The organism is Lysinibacillus sp. fls2-241-R2A-57, from assembly GCF_030209535.1.
Lineage (GTDB): Bacteria > Bacillota > Bacilli > Bacillales_A > Planococcaceae > Lysinibacillus.
Genome location: NZ_JARVRU010000120.1, coordinates 1 through 19975, shown reverse-complemented (window position 1 = coordinate 19975; position 19975 = coordinate 1). Strand labels below are relative to the sequence as shown.

The window sequence follows — 19975 nt, the reverse complement described above, 5'->3', positions numbered from 1 at the left end:
AGCGCCGATGGTAGTTGGGGGCTTCCCCCTGTGAGAGTAGGACGTCGCTAGGCACCTAAAAAGTCGAGGATTTATTCCTCGGCTTTTTTTATTTGCATTTTTTTAGTAAGTCGCCCCAAAATAAATAGGAATCTTATCGTAAAAACCCTAGATGACGGAGCAAAATATTTACTTGAAGGAGTCTCAACTTTGTAAATAAAATTACAAGAAATGTCTACAATTAATGCTATGCTGGTTCTCGTCTCATTTTCAAATACACTAATTGCAAGTATAACGGCACAAAATCACGACTATTATGAAAATTAGCGCGTAAAATATGGTGATTCCCAAAATAGCTTTTTAGCAAATTGATGGAGTTGAATAAAATGAACCAAGTTTTACAAAACTTACAGTCAAGATTAATGGAGATTTTTACACATCTACATGAGCATCCAGAAATTAGCTGGCAGGAGCAGAAAACAACTCAATACATTGCCAATCTATTAAAGGATGCGCATATGAAGCCTCAGTTGTTCGATGATATGACTGGACTTTATGTAGATATTGGGGAGGGAACACCGAGAGTCGGATTTCGTACGGATATAGATGCACTATGGCAGGAAATAGACGGTGAATTTAAGGCTAATCATTCTTGCGGTCATGATGGTCATATGACGATGGCTATAGGGACAGCACTAGTGTTAAAGGATATGGAGCATTTACTTCCTGGTGCAGTGCGTATTCTTTTTCAGCCTGCAGAAGAAAAAGGACAGGGAGCTCTGGCATTCGCTAAGAAGGGGCTGATTGATAATCTAGAGTACTTATTTGGTGTCCATGTACGTCCGTTAATGGAATTACAGGACGGCACATATGCCCCAGCCATATATCATGGTACGGCAAAGCTTTTTACGGGGACAATTATTGGGGAAGAAGCGCATGCCGCACGACCTGAACTCGCTATTAATGCTATTGAGATAGGGGCAGCGATTGTCGAAGGTCTACAAAAAATTTGGACGGACCCGAATGTTTCTGCGTCAGTTAAAATGACGCAATTTAATACAGGAAGTACTTCCACAAATATTATTCCTGGGAAAGCAACATTTAGCATTGATGCACGAGCACAAACAAATGAAGCAATGCAAGCTATTACAGAAGGTATTGAGCGGGTAAAGGCATCGGTAGAAGCGATGTATGGTGCAAAAATTACCTTGCAGGTAGATGCATATGTTGTTGCAGCATTAGTAAATGACGAGGCATTACAGCATATGAATGCGGCGATTGTAGACGTTGTTGGTGAAAAAGCTTGTGCTTCACCAGTCATCACACCTGGTGGAGAGGATTTTCATTTTTATACGTTTGAGCGTCCTAACCTGAAAGCAACAATGCTTGGCTTAGGTTGTGGTGTAACACCTGGATTACATCATCCGAAAATGACGTTTAATCGAGAGAGGCTTATTACAGGTGTGAACATTATTACGAGAGCTATTTTACGAGCTTTATAAAGAATAGCAAGTTTAGTAGAACTCACAACATTTGTTGGAAGAGTATATTCTACAGAGGATATTTAAGATTTAACTTAGTTATTGCTATCATCATCTAGGCTACGAAAAATATTGAGAGCCTTGTAAAAATGTCCTTAGAAATTCCCTCGTGTCATTGCATAACGCTAGGGAATTTTTTTGTGAATTTTAGTAATGAAAACAAGGTGTAAATCATACAGTAAATGTGTGTTTATTTATTTGTGTTATGAAGTAAATTCTGTTTTATGTAAAATAAATTCTCGTAATTTTGCATAAAATCTTATTTGTTGCTAGACACCAATTTTTGTGAATGCTATATTAATATTGTCATAGTATTTTTATAATTTGGAAAAAACTATTTTTCACCAAGAGTTAGATTAATACTAAGTTGATGATGAATCGAATTAAGTAATAAAGTTTTTTCTTGATTATAAAGAGTGATGGAGTAAAGAGCTATATGAAGGATGATAGATGCCTATGGTAAAGAAAACGTTAAAACAAAGAATTGTAGACGCTTCAGTTGTACTGTTTCAGCAGGATGGCTATCACAATGTAACTGTTGATCGCATTGTTGAATATATTGGTGCATCAAAGGGTGGATTTTATCATAATTTTAAATCGAAAGATGAACTGTTATATGAAATTCATGATGTATTTATTTCTTATGTTATTAAACAGTCACAGGAGGCATATGACAAATACGATACACCGATTACACGTTTATGTGCAATGCTGCAAACACTGACACAAGTATTTGATATGTATCAAGCCCATATAACGGTTTTTTATGAGGAAAGTCGTTCATTGTCAGAGGAATATAGTGAAATTATTCATGAAAAACGAGATCAATATCGGGATATTTTACAAAAAGTCATAGAGGAAGGCCAGCAAACGAAGGATTTTCGTACAGAACTACCTTGTACTATTGTAACGATGGCTATTGTTGGGATGATTAATTGGACATATAAATGGTTTAAACAAACAGGTCCATTGACAATGGAGGAAATTACAGAGGTATTTACGGATATGGTATTGCGTGCGATTGTCACTGAACAGGCAATGGAAGAAGCAGTTCAATTTATGGTAAAGGGGTAGCCAGCAACAATGACTGGTTTTATTAATCGTTCAGACAAACCGACTAGTCGGTATTAATTTCATTCAACGGCGTTAAATGTAGTTAAAGCCTCCGGCGGATGTCATGGAATCGGAAAAGAGTTCTTTGTGCAGGCACAAAGACGATTCCGGACGCAATTATGCCGAGGCAACATTGATTTATTGCAACTGTCATCTGAACGAAATCTGCTATGGCAAATTAGACATTAGGGGGAATTGGGATGAACTTTGAACTAACGAAAGAGCAAATGATGATTCGAGACATGGTGCGTGATTTTGCTGAAAATGAAATTAAACCGTATGCTCGTGAGGTTGACGAGACATCGACAATGAGAATAGAGAGCTTTGAAAAAATGGCAGAGCTAGGCTTATTAGGGATCCCGTTTCCTGAAGAGTACGGCGGTTCAGGCGGAGATACTGTTTCCTACGCGCTCGCTGTTGAAGAAATTGGCCGTGCCTGTGGCGGTACAGGATTAAGCTATGCAGCAGCAGTTAGCTTAGGTGCTTCACCTATTTATAACTTCGGTACAGAGGAGCAAAAGCAGGAATGGCTTGTTCCGTTAGCGAAGGGTGAAACGTTAGGCTCATTTGGCTTAACTGAGCCTAATGCAGGTTCAGATGCTGGTGGGACACGTACAACAGCCGTAATTGATGGTGATGATTACATCATTAATGGTGAAAAATGCTGGATTACAAATGCTGGTCATGCACGCCAAATTATTGTGACAGCAGTGACAGGTAAACGTGAAGATGGTAAAAAGATTATCTCATCTATCATAGTACCAACCAATACTCCTGGCGTAACGATCAACTGCAATTACGACAAAATGGGAGTGCGTGGGTCCAATACGTGTGAGATTGTTTTGCAAAATGTTCGTGTACCAAGAGCCAATCTTTTAGGAGATGAAAAACGAGGATTTAGTCAATTTTTAAACACTTTAGATGGAGGACGTATTTCCATTGCTGCATTATCCGTAGGGATTGCACAAGCTGCCTACGAGAAGGCATTAAAATACGCAAAAGAACGTGAACAATTTGGTGCACCAATATCAAAGCTACAGGCTATACAATTTAAATTAGCCGATATGGCAATGGAAATAGAGCTTGCGCGTACGTTAGTACATAAGGCGGCATGGCTTAAGGATCAAAAGAAACCATTTGGGAAGGAAGCGGCAATGGCAAAATTATTTGCTTCTGAAATGGGCTTCCGTACGTGTAATCAAGCAATTCAAATTCACGGCGGTTCAGGGTATATGAAAGAATACGATGTAGAGCGTCATCTGCGTGACATTAAGTTAATGGAAATCGGTGAGGGAACATCTGAAATTCAACGTCTCGTTATTTCTCGTCTAATTGGCTGTTAATTATATCAAATAGCATAAGGGGGATTTTCATGGCAGAACTTGTGTATCAAACTATTGGTCAATTGCTAGATGAACAATCAACAAAGTATCCACAGCGCGAAGCATTAGTGTATGCAGATAGAGATTTACGTATGACATATGAGGAGCTAAATCGTCAAAGTCGCATAGTAGCGAGGGGATTAATGGCTCTTGGCATAGAGAAGGGTGAACATATTGCAGTATGGACGACGAATGTGCCTGAATGGGTACAGCTGCAATTTGGGACAGGAAAAATGGGTGCCCCAATCGTTACCGTAAATACTAATTATCGTGCAAGTGAGTTGGAATATTTACTAAAGCAATCCGATGCTACAACGATATTTTTAATTGAAAATTATCGCGACCATTCATTTATGAATACACTGCAAGAGTTATGTCCAGAGCTTAAACATTGTGAACCAGGTAATTTGCAATCAGAGCGACTACCTTTATTGAAAAATGTTATTTTAATTGGCGAGACGAAATATCCCGGAGTGCTTAATTGGTCGGATGTTTTATCTGCCGCTGAGCAAGTAACAGAGGAGCAATTAGATCAGAGACAGCAAGCACTTCATTATGATGATGTTATTAATATTCAATATACTTCGGGAACGACAGGTTTTCCGAAAGGGGTTATGTTAACGCATTACAACTTAGTTAATAATGCGATAAATATTGCAGAATGTATGCGTTTAACGTCTGAGGATCGTTTATGTATACCTGTACCATTTTTCCACTGTTTTGGCTGTGTGATTGGAACATTAGCGATTACAACTAGTGGTGGGATGATGGTGCCAGTGCAGGAATTTTCACCTGCCGAGGTGCTGCGGACGGTTGAAAAAGAGAAGTGTACCGCATTACACGGCGTGCCAACGATGTTTATTAGTGAGCTTAATTTACCGAATTTTTCGTCTTTTGACCTATCAACATTGCGTACCGGAGTAATGGCTGGTTCTAACTGTCCTATTGAGGTTATGAAGGCTGTTATCGAGCAAATGGGGATGAAGGATATTACGATCTGTTACGGGCAAACAGAATCCTCACCTGTTATTACACAAACGAGAACAGATGACCCGTTATCTTTAAAAGTGGAAACAGTCGGCCGTGCATTGCCAAATCTAGAAGTTAAAATCGTCATTCCTGGCACAAACGAAGAAGCTGCGACGAATGAGCAAGGAGAGCTATGTACGAGAGGCTATCACGTCATGAAAGGTTATTATAAAAATCCTGAAGAAACGCTTCTTGCAATTGATGAGGACGACTGGCTGCATACCGGGGATTTGGCAACGATGGATGAAGCGGGCTATGTGCGTGTCACAGGGCGTTTAAAAGACATGATTATTCGTGGTGGTGAAAATTTATATCCACGAGAGATTGAAGAATTCCTTTATTCCCATCCAAAAATATCAGATGTGCAGGTCGCAGGTGTACCTGATCCTGTTTATGGAGAAGAAGCGGCAGCTTGGATTATTTTACGAGAAGGAGAGCAGGCAACAGAGGAAGAGATTCGGGATTATTGTCGGGATAAAATCTCCAGACATAAAATCCCAAGGCATATTTTCTTTATCGACAACTATCCGATGACTGCATCAGGGAAAGTTCAAAAATATAGATTACGTGAGAACTTTGCAGTAACAGTGAAGTAAGAAGGGGGCCGGTGTTATGTTCAAGAAGGTTTTAATTGCAAATCGTGGAGAGATAGCTAGACGTGTTATAAGAACATGCAAACGACTAAATGTTCAAACCGTTGCGGTGTATTCCGAAGCAGATGCTGGAAGCTTACATGTTAAGGATGCTGATGAGGCGTTCTGTATTGGAAAGCCACCTGTTGCACAAAGCTATTTAAATATTGATCGTATTCTTGAAGTGGCGAAGGAAAGCGGTGCTGACGCTGTTCATCCTGGCTACGGCTTATTATCGGAAAACGCTGAATTTGCTAAACGTTGTACTGAGGCAGGCTTAGTATTTATAGGGCCAAGCGCAGACGTTATTGCTTCAATGGGTAGTAAATTAGAGGCCAGAAAAACAATGAAGGCAGCGGGTGTTCCAATTGTTGAAGGTGTAGAGACACCTGTGAAAGACGTAACAGAAGCTATTGAAATTGCTTCCCGTCTAGGCTATCCGATTATGTTAAAAGCCTCTGCTGGCGGTGGGGGTATCGGGATGCAGCTAGTAGAAAATGCAGAGCAACTGGCAAAAGCATTCGAGGGGAATCAAAAGCGTGCACAGTCATTCTTCGGTGATGGCACGATGTATATGGAACGATTTATTGCTAATCCTCATCACGTCGAGGTACAAATTATTGCGGATCATGATGGCAATGTCGTACCGCTATTTGAACGTGAATGCTCGATTCAGCGTAGAAATCAAAAAGTGGTTGAGGAAGCACCTTCTCCATTTATTTCTGAAGAAACAAGAACACGTATGCTAGATGCGTCAGTCAAGGCAGTTCAACATATTGGGTATGTTAATGCTGGAACGATTGAGTATTTAGTAGATGAAGAGCAAAACTTTTATTTCTTAGAGATGAATACGCGTCTACAGGTGGAGCATCCAGTGACTGAGGAAATTACGAAGCTGGATCTTGTGGAGGAGCAATTAAAGATTGCTGCAAAACAATCATTAGCATTTACACGTGACAGCATTCAAAGAGATGGGCATGCGATTGAAGTACGCATATATGCTGAAAATCCTTCGACATTTTTCCCTTCTCCAGGTACAATCACGGCTTTTGAATTACCTACAGGTGAGGGGATTCGCCATGAATGTGGCGTAGAGGCAGGCACTGCGGTAACACCTTTTTATGATCCGATGATTAGCAAATTAGTAGTGTGGGGAGAAACACGTGCAATTGCGTGTGAAAGACTTATTGAAGCATTGAATGCGTATAAAGTAGAAGGAATTCAAACGAATATTCCAATGCTTTTAAAAACAGTCACACATGAACAATTTTTAAAGGGCTATACAACAACTAAATTTGTGGATGAATATTATCTACCTCAATTAGCAGAGACAAAATAAAGACTCGGGCTGTCCATATAACTTCTGTTTGGAGGAATATTTCAGACAGCCCAGTTACTAAATATTTGGAGGGATTACAATGGCAACAGTTAAAGCGAGCATGGCAGGAACAGTATGGAAAATCGTAGTAGCAGAAGGCGAGAAAGTGACAGCAGGACAAGATGTGGCAATTTTAGAGTCGATGAAAATGGAAATTCCTATTGCAGCAGAAGAAGATGGCGTTGTAACAAAAATCATTGCCAATGAAGGGGATTTCATAAACGTTGATGATGATATTTTAGAAATCGAATAAGGAGGCTTCTTAATGCAGCTACCAAAGCATGTAACGTTAAAGGAAGTAGGTCCCCGTGACGGTTTACAAAATGAGAAGACGCATATGACAACTGCCGATAAAGTACAACTAGTGAATTTACTTAGTCAAACTGGATTGAATTATATCGAGGTAACGTCCTTTGTGCATCCGAAATGGATTCCGCAGCTGGCAGATGCAGTGGAAGTACTACAAGCTATTAAACGCCAAAAAGATATAACGTATGCAGCACTAGTACCGAATATGCGTGGCTTAGAACGTGCATTGCAGGCTGATGTAGATGAAGTGAGCGTTTTTATGTCGGCGAGTGAAAGCCATAATGAAAGCAATATTAATAAAACAATTAATGAAACATTTCCTATATTAGAGGAAGTAGTTGTAGGGGCAAAGGCAGCACATAAAAAAGTGCGAGGTTATATCTCAACAGTGATTGGATGCCCGTATGAAGGCTACATACAACCAGAAAAGGTTTTGCGAGTAACAGAAAAATTATTAGAAATGGGCATCGATGAAATTTCACTTGGTGACACGATTGGTGTTGGCGTACCAACACAGGTGGAAAGTCTTTTAGAGGAATTACTAAAAAGATATCCGGCAGAAAATTTTGCGATGCATTTTCATGATACACGTGGCACGGCATTGGCAAATATCGTGAAATCCTTAGAGATGGGGATGACCAAATTTGATAGTGCACTTGGTGGGCTTGGGGGCTGTCCATATGCCAAGGGAGCATCAGGCAATGTAGCCACAGAGGATTTATTGTATTTATTAGATGAAATGGGTATTAAAACAGGTGTAGACCGGAGTAAAGTGCTAGAGGCGACTCAATTTATTGAACAGAAACTAGGGAAGACAGTTGCCTCTAAACAAATGGCGATTGTCCGTAATGAAAGGAGTGCCAGTCAATTATGACGCAACTCGTTCGTTTTGAATTATTAGACGGTAGCATTGGGCTTATTACACTTTCAAGACCAGAAGCTGCGAATGCCATGTCTGTACAATTACTCCAAGAACTTAGTGCGGTACTCGACAAAATTAATGGCGATCCGGCAGTGCGAGTTGTTTTACTGACAGGAGCAGGAGAAAAAGCTTTTTGCGCAGGAGCAGATTTAAAAGAGCGTAAAGGGATGCCAGACCGACAAGTCAAGCAGATTGTGCAATTAATCGGTGCAACAGTAGCAAAAGTAGAAGCGCTCGCTCAGCCAGTGATTGCTGTATTAAATGGTGTTGCTTTTGGCGGTGGACTCGAACTAGCGTTAGCCTGTGATTTACGTATGGCAGCTACACATGCAAAGATAGGCCTTACGGAAACATCTCTCGGTATTATTCCTGGAGCAGGGGGAACACAGCGACTTCCTCGGCTCATTGGCATTGGAAAAGCTAAGGAATTAATTTATACAGCTCGTCGATTAAATGCACAGGAAGCAAAAGGCTACGGTATTGTCGAGTACGTTTATGAAGGACATGAAGTACTTGAAAGGGCTCAACAGCTTGCACTTGAAATGGCAAAAAATGCACCGCTTTCTTTAGTACAGGCAAAAATCGCTATGAATCAAGGTGTCGAAGTAGATTTAGCTACTGGCTTAAAAATCGAATCACTTGCATATAATGCTCTGATTCCTACAGAAGACCGTTTAGAGGGCTTGCTTGCCTTCCAAGAAAAGCGAGAACCGCAATATGTAGGGAAATAAGAAATGAAAGCAGTAACCTAGCAACAATGGTATGGAATCAAAAATAAAGACTCTGATTGAATATGGTGGATTTTGAATGGTTTTTTATAAAATCCAGGCATGTTGTTAATTCTTGGCACGAAAGAGAAGTGCTAACGCGTAATCGATTGGGCAAAGGGAGGAATTAAATATGAGCAATGTATCGACAGAAAATACGGCTAAAACAATGAAGGAACAAATTTTAGCAGGTGGTCTACCAAAATATCACGATAAAAATGCACAACAAGGAAAACTATTTGTACGTGAACGACTCGAATTATTATTAGATGATGGGCTTCAATCAGAGGATGGTCTGTATGCAAACTGCTTAGCGGGTGACTTACCGGCAGATGGCGTTGTAACAGGAATCGGTAAAATCCATGGTCGCACTGTTTGCATTTTAGCAAATGACTCGACGATTAAAGCTGGCTCTTGGGGTAAACGTACAGTAGAAAAAATGATCCGTATTCAAGAAACAGCAGAAAAGCTAAATTGCCCTTTACTGTATCTAGTCGATTCAGCAGGTGCACGTATTACAGATCAATTAGAAATGTTCCCTGGTCGAAGAGGAGCAGGGCGTATTTTCTATAATCAGGTAAAGCTTTCAGGTAAAATTCCTCAAATATGCTTACTGTTTGGACCTTCGGCAGCAGGAGGTGCATATATCCCTGCATTCTGCGATATCGTAGTGATGGTGGAAGGTAATGCATCGATGTATTTAGGGTCTCCACGTATGGCGGAGATGGTTATCGGTGAGAAGGTAGATTTAGAAACGATGGGTGGAGCGAAAATGCATTGTTCCGTTTCTGGTTGCGGAGATGTGCTCGCAAAAACGGAGCAGGAAGCTATTACTTATGCGCGTAAATATTTAAGCTATTTTCCAAATAACTATGCAGAGCGCAGTAAGGTTGAGACACCGAAGCCACCAGCTTCATTTGATAAGTCTATTGAAGAACTAATACCCACAAATCAAAACGTTCCATTTGATATGTATAAGTTAATTGAACGTGTTATTGATGAAGATTCGTTTTGTGAAGTGAAAAAATTATTCGCTCCAGAATTAATTACAGGGCTTGGGCGCATTAATGGGCAATCGGTTGGAATTATCGCCAATCAACCGCGCGTAAAGGGAGGCGTTTTGTTCCACGATTCGGCTGATAAAGCAGCAAAGTTCATTTCACTTTGCGATGCGTTTAATATTCCTCTTCTTTTCCTTGCAGATGTACCAGGCTTTATGATTGGTACGCAAGTTGAAAAAGCTGGGATTATACGCCATGGAGCAAAAATGATTTTTGCGATGAGCGAGGCGACTGTACCTAAATTAACGGTTATTGTTCGTAAAGCATACGGTGCTGGGCTATATGCAATGGCAGGTCCTGCATTTGAGCCAGACTGCTGTATTGCGCTATCCAACGCACAAATTGCTGTAATGGGCCCTGAAGCTGCAGTCAATGCAGTTTACGCAAATAAAATTGCTGAACTTCCAAAAGAAGAGCAGGCAAGCTTTATTGCAGAGAAACGCAAGGAATATCAAGAAGAAATCGATGTCTACCGTCTAGCTTCAGAGCTTATCATTGATGATGTTATTGAGCCAAATGATTTAAGAAAAGCACTTGAATCACGTTTAGAGCTTTATATGTCCAAGTATTTACTATTCTCAGAGCGCAAGCATGGAGTAAATCCAGTATAAAGCCATTTATAAAAAAGCTGTCTCAGTTGAGGCAGCTTTTTAGAATGCAAATGGACGTGTTGGAATATAAATATATGGTTAGCTATTGCATGAGGAGGTAGTGCATATTAAAATAGGGGAGGATAAAGGGAAGTAGGTGGTACAGGCATGCAAAAAAATAACATTTCAAATGTGCAAGGTGATGCCAAGCTACCATTACCTTATCGTGCATTGATAGATACATATTATCTACCAATAAAGATAGCAGGTTGGATATTTTTCAGTATCTATTCAACTATAGCTTTTTATAAATTGGTCATTGATCGTCTAGTGAATGTAGTCATTATGTTAGTCAAGGGTGAATACACTTTTGTAGAATTAGGGCTTTTTGATTATAGTGACTGGCGATTAACAACAAATTTTGTTCCCTTTGAAACAATTCTTCGTTATATAAATTACTCCCAGTATTTTAATCTGGACATCATTATTATCAATTTGCTCGGCAATTTATTAATATTTACTCCGATGGGCTTTTTACTACCATTATTATCGAAAAAATACCGTAAAGCTTGGTCAATTATTTTTGTGGGATTTTTATCCAGCCTAGCGGTAGAAACTGTACAATTTATTTTTAGGGTTGGGTCAACAGATATTGATGACTTGATTTTAAATACGCTTGGCGCATGGCTTGGCTATTTAGCCTATAAAAGTATACTTATTAAACCTAAAAAAAATAGATAGATACAGTCCTTGCAAAAGGGCTGTTTTTTTGTGGCTCATCACCAAAAATTATGGTGATGAGCCTTTGTTATGGTGAATTCCCACTATTTTAAAAGTAATAACAGTAATAATTTTTTATTGAAATTAATAATTGAAGTAATAAACGAATGGGAAAAACGGATTTCGAAAAAGGTCTTTATACCTATTTTGTGAAAAGTGAATTATTCCTTTAGGAGGTTAGTAGTAATTTGCTCTTGAATTTAATAAAGAAAATTCCGATAATTAGTGTACAGAAACTGTTCAGATTGTCTATGTATAGTAAATAGAAAATAGAATCATATCTTCTATTTAACTTGCATATTAAATTAGAAAGCCGAGGTGAAAATATGAAACTATCAAACCTAATAGAACAAGAAAGAATTTCATCACACTATAATCGTAAAAAGATTTTGCAGCGAAAAGAAGCGGGTGATGCATATCGAAAAAACGCACTGTATTTTCAGCCCAAGAAAAATCCGGTATTGCTTGAGCTAGAAAATTTACTACTAGGGCATACGGATCAAGACCTCTACGAGCAACAAAAAGAGGAATCAAAAGAAGTGACGCCCCAACAGCAAGCAATCATTCAGGATTTGCAACAAACGAAAAAGAATGTGCTTGCTCGCGAGCAAACGCAAAAATCTGATACTCTTGAAGCAGAGCATTTAGATAAAGAAGTGTCAACAGTAGATGATGCAAATGCCGATGAGAAGTTACAAACTCTAGAGCAAGTGCGAAATGCAGCACTAGCACCGCTACAACCATCGCCACAGGATTTACGTGTAGCGGCAAGTGCAAATGCTCAAATACAGCACATGCAAGCGCAATTAAATGGCCAAGAAGTTGATGAAAGTGAAATAGATGCTAATGAGCCTGTTTTTGTACGTGAAGTGATTGAAGTCAAAGTGCCAGAACGTTTTTCGAATGAATTGAAATTGGATCCATTTGCAGATACAATTTTCGGTAAGAGTTATGAGGAGGCATTCAAGGCACGAACATTTAAATATGCTTCTGAAAAATATGCCGCTCATATTCAAATGGCGAAAAACGGGTATCAACCAGAAATAGATTCTATGTTCTCTATGATAGCCTAATGCTGGAGATAGGAGATTGTTAACATGGCAAAGGCAAAGCATGCAAAGACAAATGCTATCAGATTGTTGGAGCAGCAAAAAATACAATTTGAAGTAATTGAATATGAGACGGGTGACGGCCAAGTTGACGGAATTTCGGTTGCTGAAAAAATTGGTCACCCAGCTTCTCGTGTTTTCAAAACATTAGTAGCAAAGGCAAGTGCCCAAAAGCTTTTTGTCTTTGTTATTCCTGTGGCTGAAGAGCTTGATTTAAAAGCAGCGGCCAAAGTCGTTGGCGAGAAAAAAATCGAAATGCTTGCTGTTAAAGAGCTACTCGGCTATACAGGCTATGTAAGAGGGGGTTGCTCACCGGTAGGAATGAAGAAGCTTTATCCGACAGTTATTGATGCGTCGGCTCAAGTGCAAGAAAATATTATTGTGAGCGCAGGAAAAATCGGCATGCAAATCCATGTCCAACTAGATGATTTAGTAGCTGTGACAAAGGCAAAGCTCGCACCAATTACTACTACCCAAGAATGATAGGTTGGGTAGTTTTTTTATTTGGGATGTCAGGTAGGTGGCAGATACGCTCAGGCTGAATGGAAAGTGATCGGGTAGCCGGAAGAACCGCTCGGGTTGGATGAGAAAGTGATCGGGTAGGCGCAAGAATCGCTCGGGTTGGATGAGAAAGTGATCTGGTAGCGGGAAGAACCGCTCGGGTTGAATGTGAAAGTGATCGGGTAGGTCTCAGAACCGCTCGGGTTGAATGCGAAAGTGATCGGGTAGGCCTCAGAACCGCTCGGGTAGGACGTAAAAGTGATCGGGTAGACCTCAGAACCGCTCGGGTAGACAGAAGAACCACTCGGGTTGAATCTCTTTTCAACGGAATCAACCAAATTTCATAATTCGAGATTTTTGTAGAAATTATGGTAAAGTTAGAGCAATATCATACATAGAAAGAGGAACATGAAATGCGAAAAATTACGGGGTGGCGGTGGACGTTTTTTATTGGTGGCTTAATGGTGATGTCACTTGGAATTACAATGTCCATTAAAGGGAAAGTCGTAGGAACGAGCCCTTGGGATGTGTTGCATGTAGGTTTATTTCAGAACTTTGGTTTATCAATTGGTGTTTGGTCTATTTTAACTGGGCTTTTAATTGTTGTTTCAACTTCAATTGTTTTGCGAGAATGGCCAAAGGTAGGGACATGGCTTAATATGTTACTGATTGGGTCATTTATAGATGTTTTTAATTGGATATTGCCGTCCACCAATAGCTATGGCTTACAGGTAACATATTTTGTAGTGGGTTTATTTGTTTTAAGCTTTGGTTGTGGGATGTATATTGCACCGAATATGGGAGCGGGGCCGCGGGATACATTAATGATGATTCTTGTTGAAAAGTTTGGTGGGACAATTAAAACAGCACGAATGGGTATCGAGGTGTTTGTCACAATTGTTGGCTGGTTACTTGGTGGTCCCGTTGGCGTTGGTACGGTGGTCATTGCTTTAACATCAGGCTATATTGTGCAATATTCATTACCTTATTGTCGGAAGGTATTAATGAAGTGTATTGGCAATGTCGAGGAAATGAAGCCATTCTATTAAATAGGAAGCTACTTTTATCTGTTAAAGATATAAGTAGCTTTTCATTTTTTTTAAAGTAACTTCATATAATGCATGGCATAAGGTAAAGGGGGAACGATATTGAACGGAAATGTGACCTATTATTTTGGACACGCACTGACTGGGCAAGGGATTAAACATTTATATAAAGAAATGATGGCAGAGGCAGAATTAGTTTATATTTTGCAGGGCGCGCCGACGTTTAAAGGATCGGAGCTGCTTAAAGAGCTCGGTTATTTTTATGTCAAGCAGGGCTTATCAGTGGAGTGGTTTAAGCATGCTTTGCTAGAGGATGTTGTGGAGGCTGTGTACGTTCGAGGGTGTAATCGACTATTTGTATGGTCATCGGAATGGGGGATTGAACCAATTTTTCTCGGAACAAAGCATCGTGTAATGTCATTTTACGATTGTTTAGAAGAAAACCAGCTTGAAAAAATTGGTGAACAGCTCTCTGATGCAATGAAGGAACGAGAATTATGGCGTAAGAAATGTATTTGGATGCTTGATAGAGCTATAAAGATTCATGATGATTGGGAAATAGTCACACAGAGTTGTATGAACTGGCAAGCATTAAATGACCAAGTGGATATTTTAAAGACAGATGTTTTCCAAACAATGGTCTTAAATAAAACAGGAATGCGCACACATCGTTTACTTGGAACATTAACACCAAGGGGCGCCGAAAATACAGTAGAAAGCATGACAAAAAATTTAACTAGAAGATTAATGATTAAAGGAAAGCCAGGTACAGGTAAATCTTCATTAATGAAGGGAATAGCAGATGAAGCAAATGCGAGAGGGCTAGATGCACAAATTGTTTGGTGTGGCTTAGATGCGGGCTCTGTTGACATGGTCATTATCCCGGAATTAAATTTCTGCATCTTTGATAGTACAGAGCCACATGTTTTTGACCCACAGGATGGAAGACTAGGGGATGAAATCTTTGATATAGGAAAACATTGTGCGCTTTCACAGGAAGCGGAGGCTAAAATCGAGGATATACGGGCAAAGTATAAAGAAGCCATTCAGGATGCAATGGGGTATTCGAAGCGGTATGCCGAAGCAGAGTATACAGTCCGTCGATTATTAGATAATTGTATATCGTCATCTCATTGGCGAGAAAAAACGGCCCCACTTTTCGAAAGATTAACAAAGTAATTTTTCAAATAGCGTGCTTGTGCTACACTAGGAGCTAGAACAGTTTTCCTAGGAAAGGATGATACGCTTGTCGAAAGTATTGAATGCATTTTTAGATGAAAACCTACAAGCCTTACACAATCAAGGCTTATACAATGAAATTGATCCAGTAGAAGGAGCAAACGGACCGATCATTCAGGTGCGTGGCAAAAACCTAATTAATCTATCTTCAAACAATTATCTTGGCTTAGCAACAAATGAAGAATTAAAGCGTATTGCCAAAGAAACAATTGATAAATATGGCGTGGGAGCTGGCGCAGTTCGTACGATTAACGGCACGCTTGATTTACACGTGAAATTGGAGGAAAAGCTTGCTGAATTTAAAGGAACAGAGGCAGCTATTTCTTACCAATCAGGTTTTAACTGTAATATGGCGGCTATTTCAGCTGTAATGGATAAAAATGATGCGATTCTTTCGGATCAATTAAACCATGCATCCATTATTGATGGCTGTCGTTTATCACGTGCGAAAATTATTGCCTATAATCACTCTGATATGGACGATTTACGTGCAAAAGCAAAAGAAGCAACAGAATCGGGCTTATACAATAAAATCATGGTTATTACAGATGGTGTATTCTCAATGGATGGTGATATTGCAAAATTACCAGAAATTGTTGAGATTGCGAAAGAGTTTGATTTAATTACGTATGTTGATGATGCACACGGCTCAGGTGTAACTGGTAAAGGGAAGGGTACAGTGAAGCATTTCGGTTTAGAAAAAGAAATCGACTTCCAAATTGGTACACTGTCTAAAGCAATTGGCGTTGTTGGTGGATATGTAGCTGGCAAGAAAAATTTAATTGACTGGCTAAAAGTACGTTCACGTCCATTTTTATTCTCAACTGCATTACCACCAGGTGATGTTGCTGCAATTACAGCGGCAGTGCAAATGCTGATTGATTCAACAGAGCTTCACGATAAGCTTTGGGAAAATGGCAACTATTTAAAAGCGGGTCTTGCTAAGTTAGGCTTTAATATTGGCGAATCTGAAACACCGATTACACCATGTATTATTGGCGATGAAAAGCTTACGCAGGAGTTTTCACATCGTTTATTTGAAGAGGGTGTCTACGCGAAATCAATCGTTTTCCCAACGGTTCCTAAAGGCACAGGACGTGTTCGTAATATGCCTACAGCGGCGCACACAAAAGAAATGCTAGACGATGCGCTAGCAATCTATGAAAAAGTTGGCCGTGAGCTAGGTGTAATTCAATAAAAAATTGGGCTGCCTCAATAGTGAGGTAGCCCTTTTTTGAGGTTGAGACGGATAGAATGGCGAAAGGGACGGATAGCTAGGCTGAGTTGAAGGATAGAATGGCGAAAGGGACGGATAGCTAGGCTGAGTTGACGGATAGAACGGTCAAAGCGACGGATAGCTACTCCAAAGTGACGGATAGAAATGCAAAAATGACCGATTGACTTATTGAGGTCAGGCAGGCGAAAGAAGCGTTCATGAACTAAATAAGTTTAATTTTTCAATTCTGCTAATTGCTTCACGTAAGCGTTCTTCACTAACGAGTAAACCAACCCGCACATAACCTTCGCCATATTGACCAAAGCCATTGCCAGCAGCTACGGCGATATTAGCCTTGTCGAGTAATAAATCGGCAAATTGCTCGCTCGTATAACCTAATGGAACAGGGAGCCATGCAAAGAAAGAGCCTTTTGGTGCGGTTACTTGCCAACCAATTCGCAGTGCTTCTTCGATAAGAACGTTTCGACGACGTTCATAAGTCGATCTAAGCTCATCTGCACAACTCTGGGAAGCCCTAAGCGCAACTGCTGCGGCTTGTTGCACTGCAGGGAATTGACTACAAAATAGATGATCTTGAATAAGGTTGATAGCTGCAATAATATCTGGGTTACCAACTGCAAAACCAATACGCCAGCCTGCCATATTATATGTTTTGGATAATGTATACATTTCAATGCCGACATCTTTTGCACCGTCAGCTTGCAGGAAGCTGATAGGTTTATTGCCATCATATCCAATCGCCCCGTAGGCAAAATCATGTGATACGATAATATTGTGCTCTTTTGCAAAGCGTATTGTTTCCTCGAAAAATTCAAGGGTTGCAGTACCTCCAGTCGGGTTATTTGGATAATTCAAGTAAAGAAGCTTTGCCTTTTCTTTCACTTTATTAGATAAAGCATGATAATCTGGTAGGAAACTATTTTCTGCAAAAAGTGGCATGACTTCAAAATGAACATCACCTAATACGACACCTGATAAGTAGTCTGGATAGCCAGGATCAGGTAATAGTATTGTATCGCCAGGATTTAAAACAGCTAACGGTAGCTCAACAAGACCAATTTTCGTACCACCGAGAATAGCTACCTCAGTCTCGGGATCAATGTCAACATTGTATTCACGTTTGTAAAAATCAGCTGCTGCTTGACGTAACTCTGCTAAACCACGAAATGGAGAGTATTTATGATTTTGAGGATTTTCAACTGCCTCCTGTAGTGCTTTAATAATGTGTGGAGGAGTGGGTTGATCTGGATTACCTTGACCAAGATTGATAACATCGCGCCCTTCTGCTAGAGCAGCGTTTACTTTTTGCACGAGTGCTGCAAAAAATTGAGTTGGGAGTTGCTGTAGTTTTTTTGAGAATTCCATGCACGTCCACCTTTTTCAGAATATAATAATAATTATTAATGAATACTATTACTTTTTTTATTAATTGTCTAGAGTCTTTTCAGTACTACAGGTGATATGGGGTGAAAAAAATTGAACAAAGTCTCATATTTTATCGTCAATGCTTTTACTACAGAACTTTACAAGGGAAATCCAGCTGCAGTATGTTTACTTGATTCAACAATACCTGAGTTAACTATGCAGAAAATTGCTCAGGAGATTTCCGTACCAACAACAGCTTTTGTCCAAAAGAAGGATAATGATTTTTTTCTTAGATGGTTTACGCCAGCAAAGGAAATACCGATTTGTGGACATGGAACAATTGCCAGTGCTTTTTTACTTTGGCAACAAGGGATTGTGCCCGTCAATTCTTCAATTACATTCCAGACTTTAAGTGGTCCTATGAAAGCAATTTGGTTTAATGAACTAGTTGAAATAACGATTAAGAAGTATCGGTTAGAAGAGATTGACTGTCCTTCGGAGCTTGAAGAATGGCTTGGAATGAAACCGACATATGTAGGGAAAACAGAATTGGATTATATAGTGGAATTAAGTGACGAAGAGTATATTGCAGATTTTAAAGCTGATTTTCCTGCGATGAAACAGTTTCCTGTACGTGGTGTTTGTATAACGAGTGTTGCTAAGGATGAGGGAATTGACATTGTCTCAAGATTTTTTTCCCCAGCACAAGGTATTGATGAAGACCATGTAAATGGTTCCACTCATGGAGCATTAGGACCTTACTGGTGTGAAAAATTATCAAAGGAAAGGATTGTTAGCAAACAGCTTTCAAAACGTGGTGGATTATTATACGTTACACCAAAAATAAAAGATGTTGCCATTGCGGGTTCGGCAGTTCGAATATTAAGTGGTGAACTAGTAATCTAAAACGATAGGTTTTTTATTGTAGTATAATGCAATACAGAAAAGCACAAACAAGAGGAGGAATAGAAATGAAAATTGGTTGTATCCAATTAAATGTAGGCTTTGGCAAAGTAGAAGAAAATTTTGCTCGCGCGGAGGAAAAGATTCGTGAAGCTGCAAACCAAGGTGCAGAAATTATTGTACTACCAGAAATGTGGAATACAGGTTACGCACTTGAAAAATTAACAGAGCTTGCAGATGTGGATGGAGAACGTTCAAAAGCATTTTTATCAAACTTAGCGAAAGAGCTTGGCGTACATATTGTTGGTGGCTCTGTTTCAACGAAGAAAGGCGATAAATTTTACAATACGATGTATACGTTTGATAAATGTGGAGAGCTAGTAGGCGAATATAGCAAGGCACATCTTTTCCGTTTAATGGACGAGCATTTATATTTAGAAGCTGGGGATGAAATGAATCGTTTTGCACTTGGAGACATCGAGGCTGCGGGAGTGATTTGCTATGATATTCGCTTCCCAGAATGGCTACGCGCTCACGCCTTAGAGGGTGCCAAGGTATTATTCGTGCCAGCACAATGGCCGACACCACGTATCGATCATTGGAAAACATTGCTACAAGCACGTGCCATTGAAAATCAATGTTTCGTCATCGCTGTTAATCGTATATCGAAAAAGGTAGAAAACTTCAATGGTCAATCAATGATTATCCAGCCATGGGGTGAAGTGCTGTGGGTTGGCGCAGAGGACGAAGAAGTAGCTGTAATCGACGTGGACTTTTCGATTGTCGATGAAGTACGAGGCAGAATCCCTGTTTACGACGACCGCAGACCTGGATTATATAGTGGAGTAGTTGCCAAAAATTAGCACGGGGGCACGCTCAAGGAGCAAAGCGATCTTGAGCGTGCTAACTGTAAACATCGCTGATAAAAAGGAAAACATCGCTGATAAAAAGGAAAACATCGCTGATAAAAAGGAAAACATCGCTGATAAAAAGGAAAACATCGCTGATAAAAAGGAAAACATCGCTGATAAAAAGGAAAACATCGCTGATAAAAAGGAAAACATCGCTGATAAAAAGGTAAACATCGCTGAT

Annotated in this window: 19 protein-coding genes; 18 read left to right on the top strand and 1 reads right to left on the bottom strand. The window is 39.8% G+C overall.

Features of this window, described 5'->3' with window-relative positions:
- Positions 1–365: 365 nt before the first annotated feature.
- The 15 genes from QRN68_RS18145 to QRN68_RS18075 all read left to right on the top strand — a co-directional run bounded on the left by QRN68_RS18145 (position 366) and on the right by QRN68_RS18075 (position 16576).
- On the top strand, positions 366–1481 hold the full coding sequence (locus QRN68_RS18145) for a M20 peptidase aminoacylase family protein (protein ID WP_285398307.1): 1116 nt from the start codon (positions 366–368) through the stop codon (positions 1479–1481).
- Positions 1482–1976: 495 nt separating this feature from the next.
- Positions 1977–2594 carry a TetR/AcrR family transcriptional regulator gene (locus QRN68_RS18140; protein ID WP_285398306.1) on the top strand — a complete coding sequence of 206 codons (618 nt, stop codon included), beginning with the start codon at positions 1977–1979 and terminating at the stop codon, positions 2592–2594.
- 239 nt (positions 2595–2833) lie between these two features.
- On the top strand, positions 2834–3976 hold the full coding sequence (locus QRN68_RS18135) for an acyl-CoA dehydrogenase (protein ID WP_053484555.1): 1143 nt from the start codon (positions 2834–2836) through the stop codon (positions 3974–3976).
- Positions 3977–4005: 29 nt separating this feature from the next.
- Positions 4006–5640 (top strand): AMP-binding protein, encoded by a 1635-nt coding sequence (locus QRN68_RS18130; protein WP_285398305.1) that lies wholly within the window; start codon positions 4006–4008, stop codon positions 5638–5640.
- A gap of 16 nt (positions 5641–5656) precedes the next feature.
- Positions 5657–7015, top strand: a complete 1359-nt coding sequence (locus tag QRN68_RS18125) for an acetyl-CoA carboxylase biotin carboxylase subunit (RefSeq protein WP_285398304.1) — start codon at positions 5657–5659, stop codon at positions 7013–7015.
- A 79-nt stretch (positions 7016–7094) separates the two neighbouring features.
- The gene (locus QRN68_RS18120) at positions 7095–7307 is read left to right on the top strand and encodes an acetyl-CoA carboxylase biotin carboxyl carrier protein subunit (RefSeq protein ID WP_031418413.1); all 213 of its coding nucleotides are present in this window, start codon (positions 7095–7097) and stop codon (positions 7305–7307) included.
- 12 nt (positions 7308–7319) lie between these two features.
- Positions 7320–8237 carry a hydroxymethylglutaryl-CoA lyase gene (locus tag QRN68_RS18115; protein ID WP_285398303.1) on the top strand — a complete coding sequence of 306 codons (918 nt, stop codon included), beginning with the start codon at positions 7320–7322 and terminating at the stop codon, positions 8235–8237.
- On the top strand, positions 8234–9016 hold the full coding sequence (locus tag QRN68_RS18110) for an enoyl-CoA hydratase (protein ID WP_285398302.1): 783 nt from the start codon (positions 8234–8236) through the stop codon (positions 9014–9016). Before QRN68_RS18115 ends, QRN68_RS18110 begins: the two co-directional genes overlap by 4 nt.
- A gap of 169 nt (positions 9017–9185) precedes the next feature.
- Positions 9186–10724 carry an acyl-CoA carboxylase subunit beta gene (locus QRN68_RS18105; protein WP_285398301.1) on the top strand — a complete coding sequence of 513 codons (1539 nt, stop codon included), beginning with the start codon at positions 9186–9188 and terminating at the stop codon, positions 10722–10724.
- A gap of 147 nt (positions 10725–10871) precedes the next feature.
- Positions 10872–11444: a VanZ family protein gene (locus tag QRN68_RS18100; RefSeq protein WP_285398300.1), complete on the top strand. Its 573-nt coding sequence runs from the start codon at positions 10872–10874 to the stop codon at positions 11442–11444.
- A gap of 365 nt (positions 11445–11809) precedes the next feature.
- On the top strand, positions 11810–12556 hold the full coding sequence (locus QRN68_RS18095) for a hypothetical protein (protein WP_285398299.1): 747 nt from the start codon (positions 11810–11812) through the stop codon (positions 12554–12556).
- A 24-nt stretch (positions 12557–12580) separates the two neighbouring features.
- Positions 12581–13075: a Cys-tRNA(Pro) deacylase gene (gene ybaK / locus QRN68_RS18090; RefSeq protein ID WP_285398298.1), complete on the top strand. Its 495-nt coding sequence runs from the start codon at positions 12581–12583 to the stop codon at positions 13073–13075.
- Positions 13076–13506: 431 nt separating this feature from the next.
- Entirely contained in the window at positions 13507–14142 is a 636-nt protein-coding gene (locus QRN68_RS18085; RefSeq protein ID WP_285398297.1) for a YczE/YyaS/YitT family protein, read from the top strand.
- Between the two features lie 99 nt (positions 14143–14241).
- Positions 14242–15318, top strand: a complete 1077-nt coding sequence (locus QRN68_RS18080; RefSeq protein WP_285398296.1) for a nucleotide kinase — start codon at positions 14242–14244, stop codon at positions 15316–15318.
- 58 nt (positions 15319–15376) lie between these two features.
- Positions 15377–16576, top strand: a complete 1200-nt coding sequence (locus tag QRN68_RS18075) for a glycine C-acetyltransferase (protein WP_285398295.1) — start codon at positions 15377–15379, stop codon at positions 16574–16576.
- 234 nt (positions 16577–16810) lie between these two features.
- Here QRN68_RS18075 and QRN68_RS18070 read toward each other — a convergent pair whose 3' ends face one another.
- Positions 16811–17980, bottom strand: a complete 1170-nt coding sequence (locus tag QRN68_RS18070; RefSeq protein ID WP_285398294.1) for a pyridoxal phosphate-dependent aminotransferase — start codon at positions 17978–17980, stop codon at positions 16811–16813.
- Between the two features lie 111 nt (positions 17981–18091).
- Here QRN68_RS18070 and QRN68_RS18065 point away from each other — a divergent pair, with 111 nt between their 5' ends.
- The 3 genes from QRN68_RS18065 to QRN68_RS18055 all read left to right on the top strand — a co-directional run.
- Entirely contained in the window at positions 18092–18886 is a 795-nt protein-coding gene (locus QRN68_RS18065) for a PhzF family phenazine biosynthesis protein (RefSeq protein WP_285398293.1), read from the top strand.
- Positions 18887–18951: 65 nt separating this feature from the next.
- Entirely contained in the window at positions 18952–19746 is a 795-nt protein-coding gene (locus tag QRN68_RS18060; protein WP_285398292.1) for a carbon-nitrogen family hydrolase, read from the top strand.
- A gap of 31 nt (positions 19747–19777) precedes the next feature.
- The coding region (locus QRN68_RS18055) for a hypothetical protein (RefSeq protein ID WP_481817465.1) at positions 19778–19975 on the top strand (198 nt) is incomplete at its 3' end.

Coding starts and splice junctions, on each gene's coding strand:
- QRN68_RS18145 (WP_285398307.1), top strand. CDS start 366: ATGAACCAAGTTTTACAAAACTTACAGTCAAGATTAATGGAGATTTTT.
- QRN68_RS18140 (WP_285398306.1), top strand. CDS start 1,977: ATGGTAAAGAAAACGTTAAAACAAAGAATTGTAGACGCTTCAGTTGTA.
- QRN68_RS18135 (WP_053484555.1), top strand. CDS start 2,834: ATGAACTTTGAACTAACGAAAGAGCAAATGATGATTCGAGACATGGTG.
- QRN68_RS18130 (WP_285398305.1), top strand. CDS start 4,006: ATGGCAGAACTTGTGTATCAAACTATTGGTCAATTGCTAGATGAACAA.
- QRN68_RS18125 (WP_285398304.1), top strand. CDS start 5,657: ATGTTCAAGAAGGTTTTAATTGCAAATCGTGGAGAGATAGCTAGACGT.
- QRN68_RS18120 (WP_031418413.1), top strand. CDS start 7,095: ATGGCAACAGTTAAAGCGAGCATGGCAGGAACAGTATGGAAAATCGTA.
- QRN68_RS18115 (WP_285398303.1), top strand. CDS start 7,320: ATGCAGCTACCAAAGCATGTAACGTTAAAGGAAGTAGGTCCCCGTGAC.
- QRN68_RS18110 (WP_285398302.1), top strand. CDS start 8,234: ATGACGCAACTCGTTCGTTTTGAATTATTAGACGGTAGCATTGGGCTT.
- QRN68_RS18105 (WP_285398301.1), top strand. CDS start 9,186: ATGAGCAATGTATCGACAGAAAATACGGCTAAAACAATGAAGGAACAA.
- QRN68_RS18100 (WP_285398300.1), top strand. CDS start 10,872: ATGCAAAAAAATAACATTTCAAATGTGCAAGGTGATGCCAAGCTACCA.
- QRN68_RS18095 (WP_285398299.1), top strand. CDS start 11,810: ATGAAACTATCAAACCTAATAGAACAAGAAAGAATTTCATCACACTAT.
- ybaK (WP_285398298.1), top strand. CDS start 12,581: ATGGCAAAGGCAAAGCATGCAAAGACAAATGCTATCAGATTGTTGGAG.
- QRN68_RS18085 (WP_285398297.1), top strand. CDS start 13,507: ATGCGAAAAATTACGGGGTGGCGGTGGACGTTTTTTATTGGTGGCTTA.
- QRN68_RS18075 (WP_285398295.1), top strand. CDS start 15,377: ATGATACGCTTGTCGAAAGTATTGAATGCATTTTTAGATGAAAACCTA.
- QRN68_RS18070 (WP_285398294.1), bottom strand. CDS start 17,980: ATGGAATTCTCAAAAAAACTACAGCAACTCCCAACTCAATTTTTTGCA.
- QRN68_RS18060 (WP_285398292.1), top strand. CDS start 18,952: ATGAAAATTGGTTGTATCCAATTAAATGTAGGCTTTGGCAAAGTAGAA.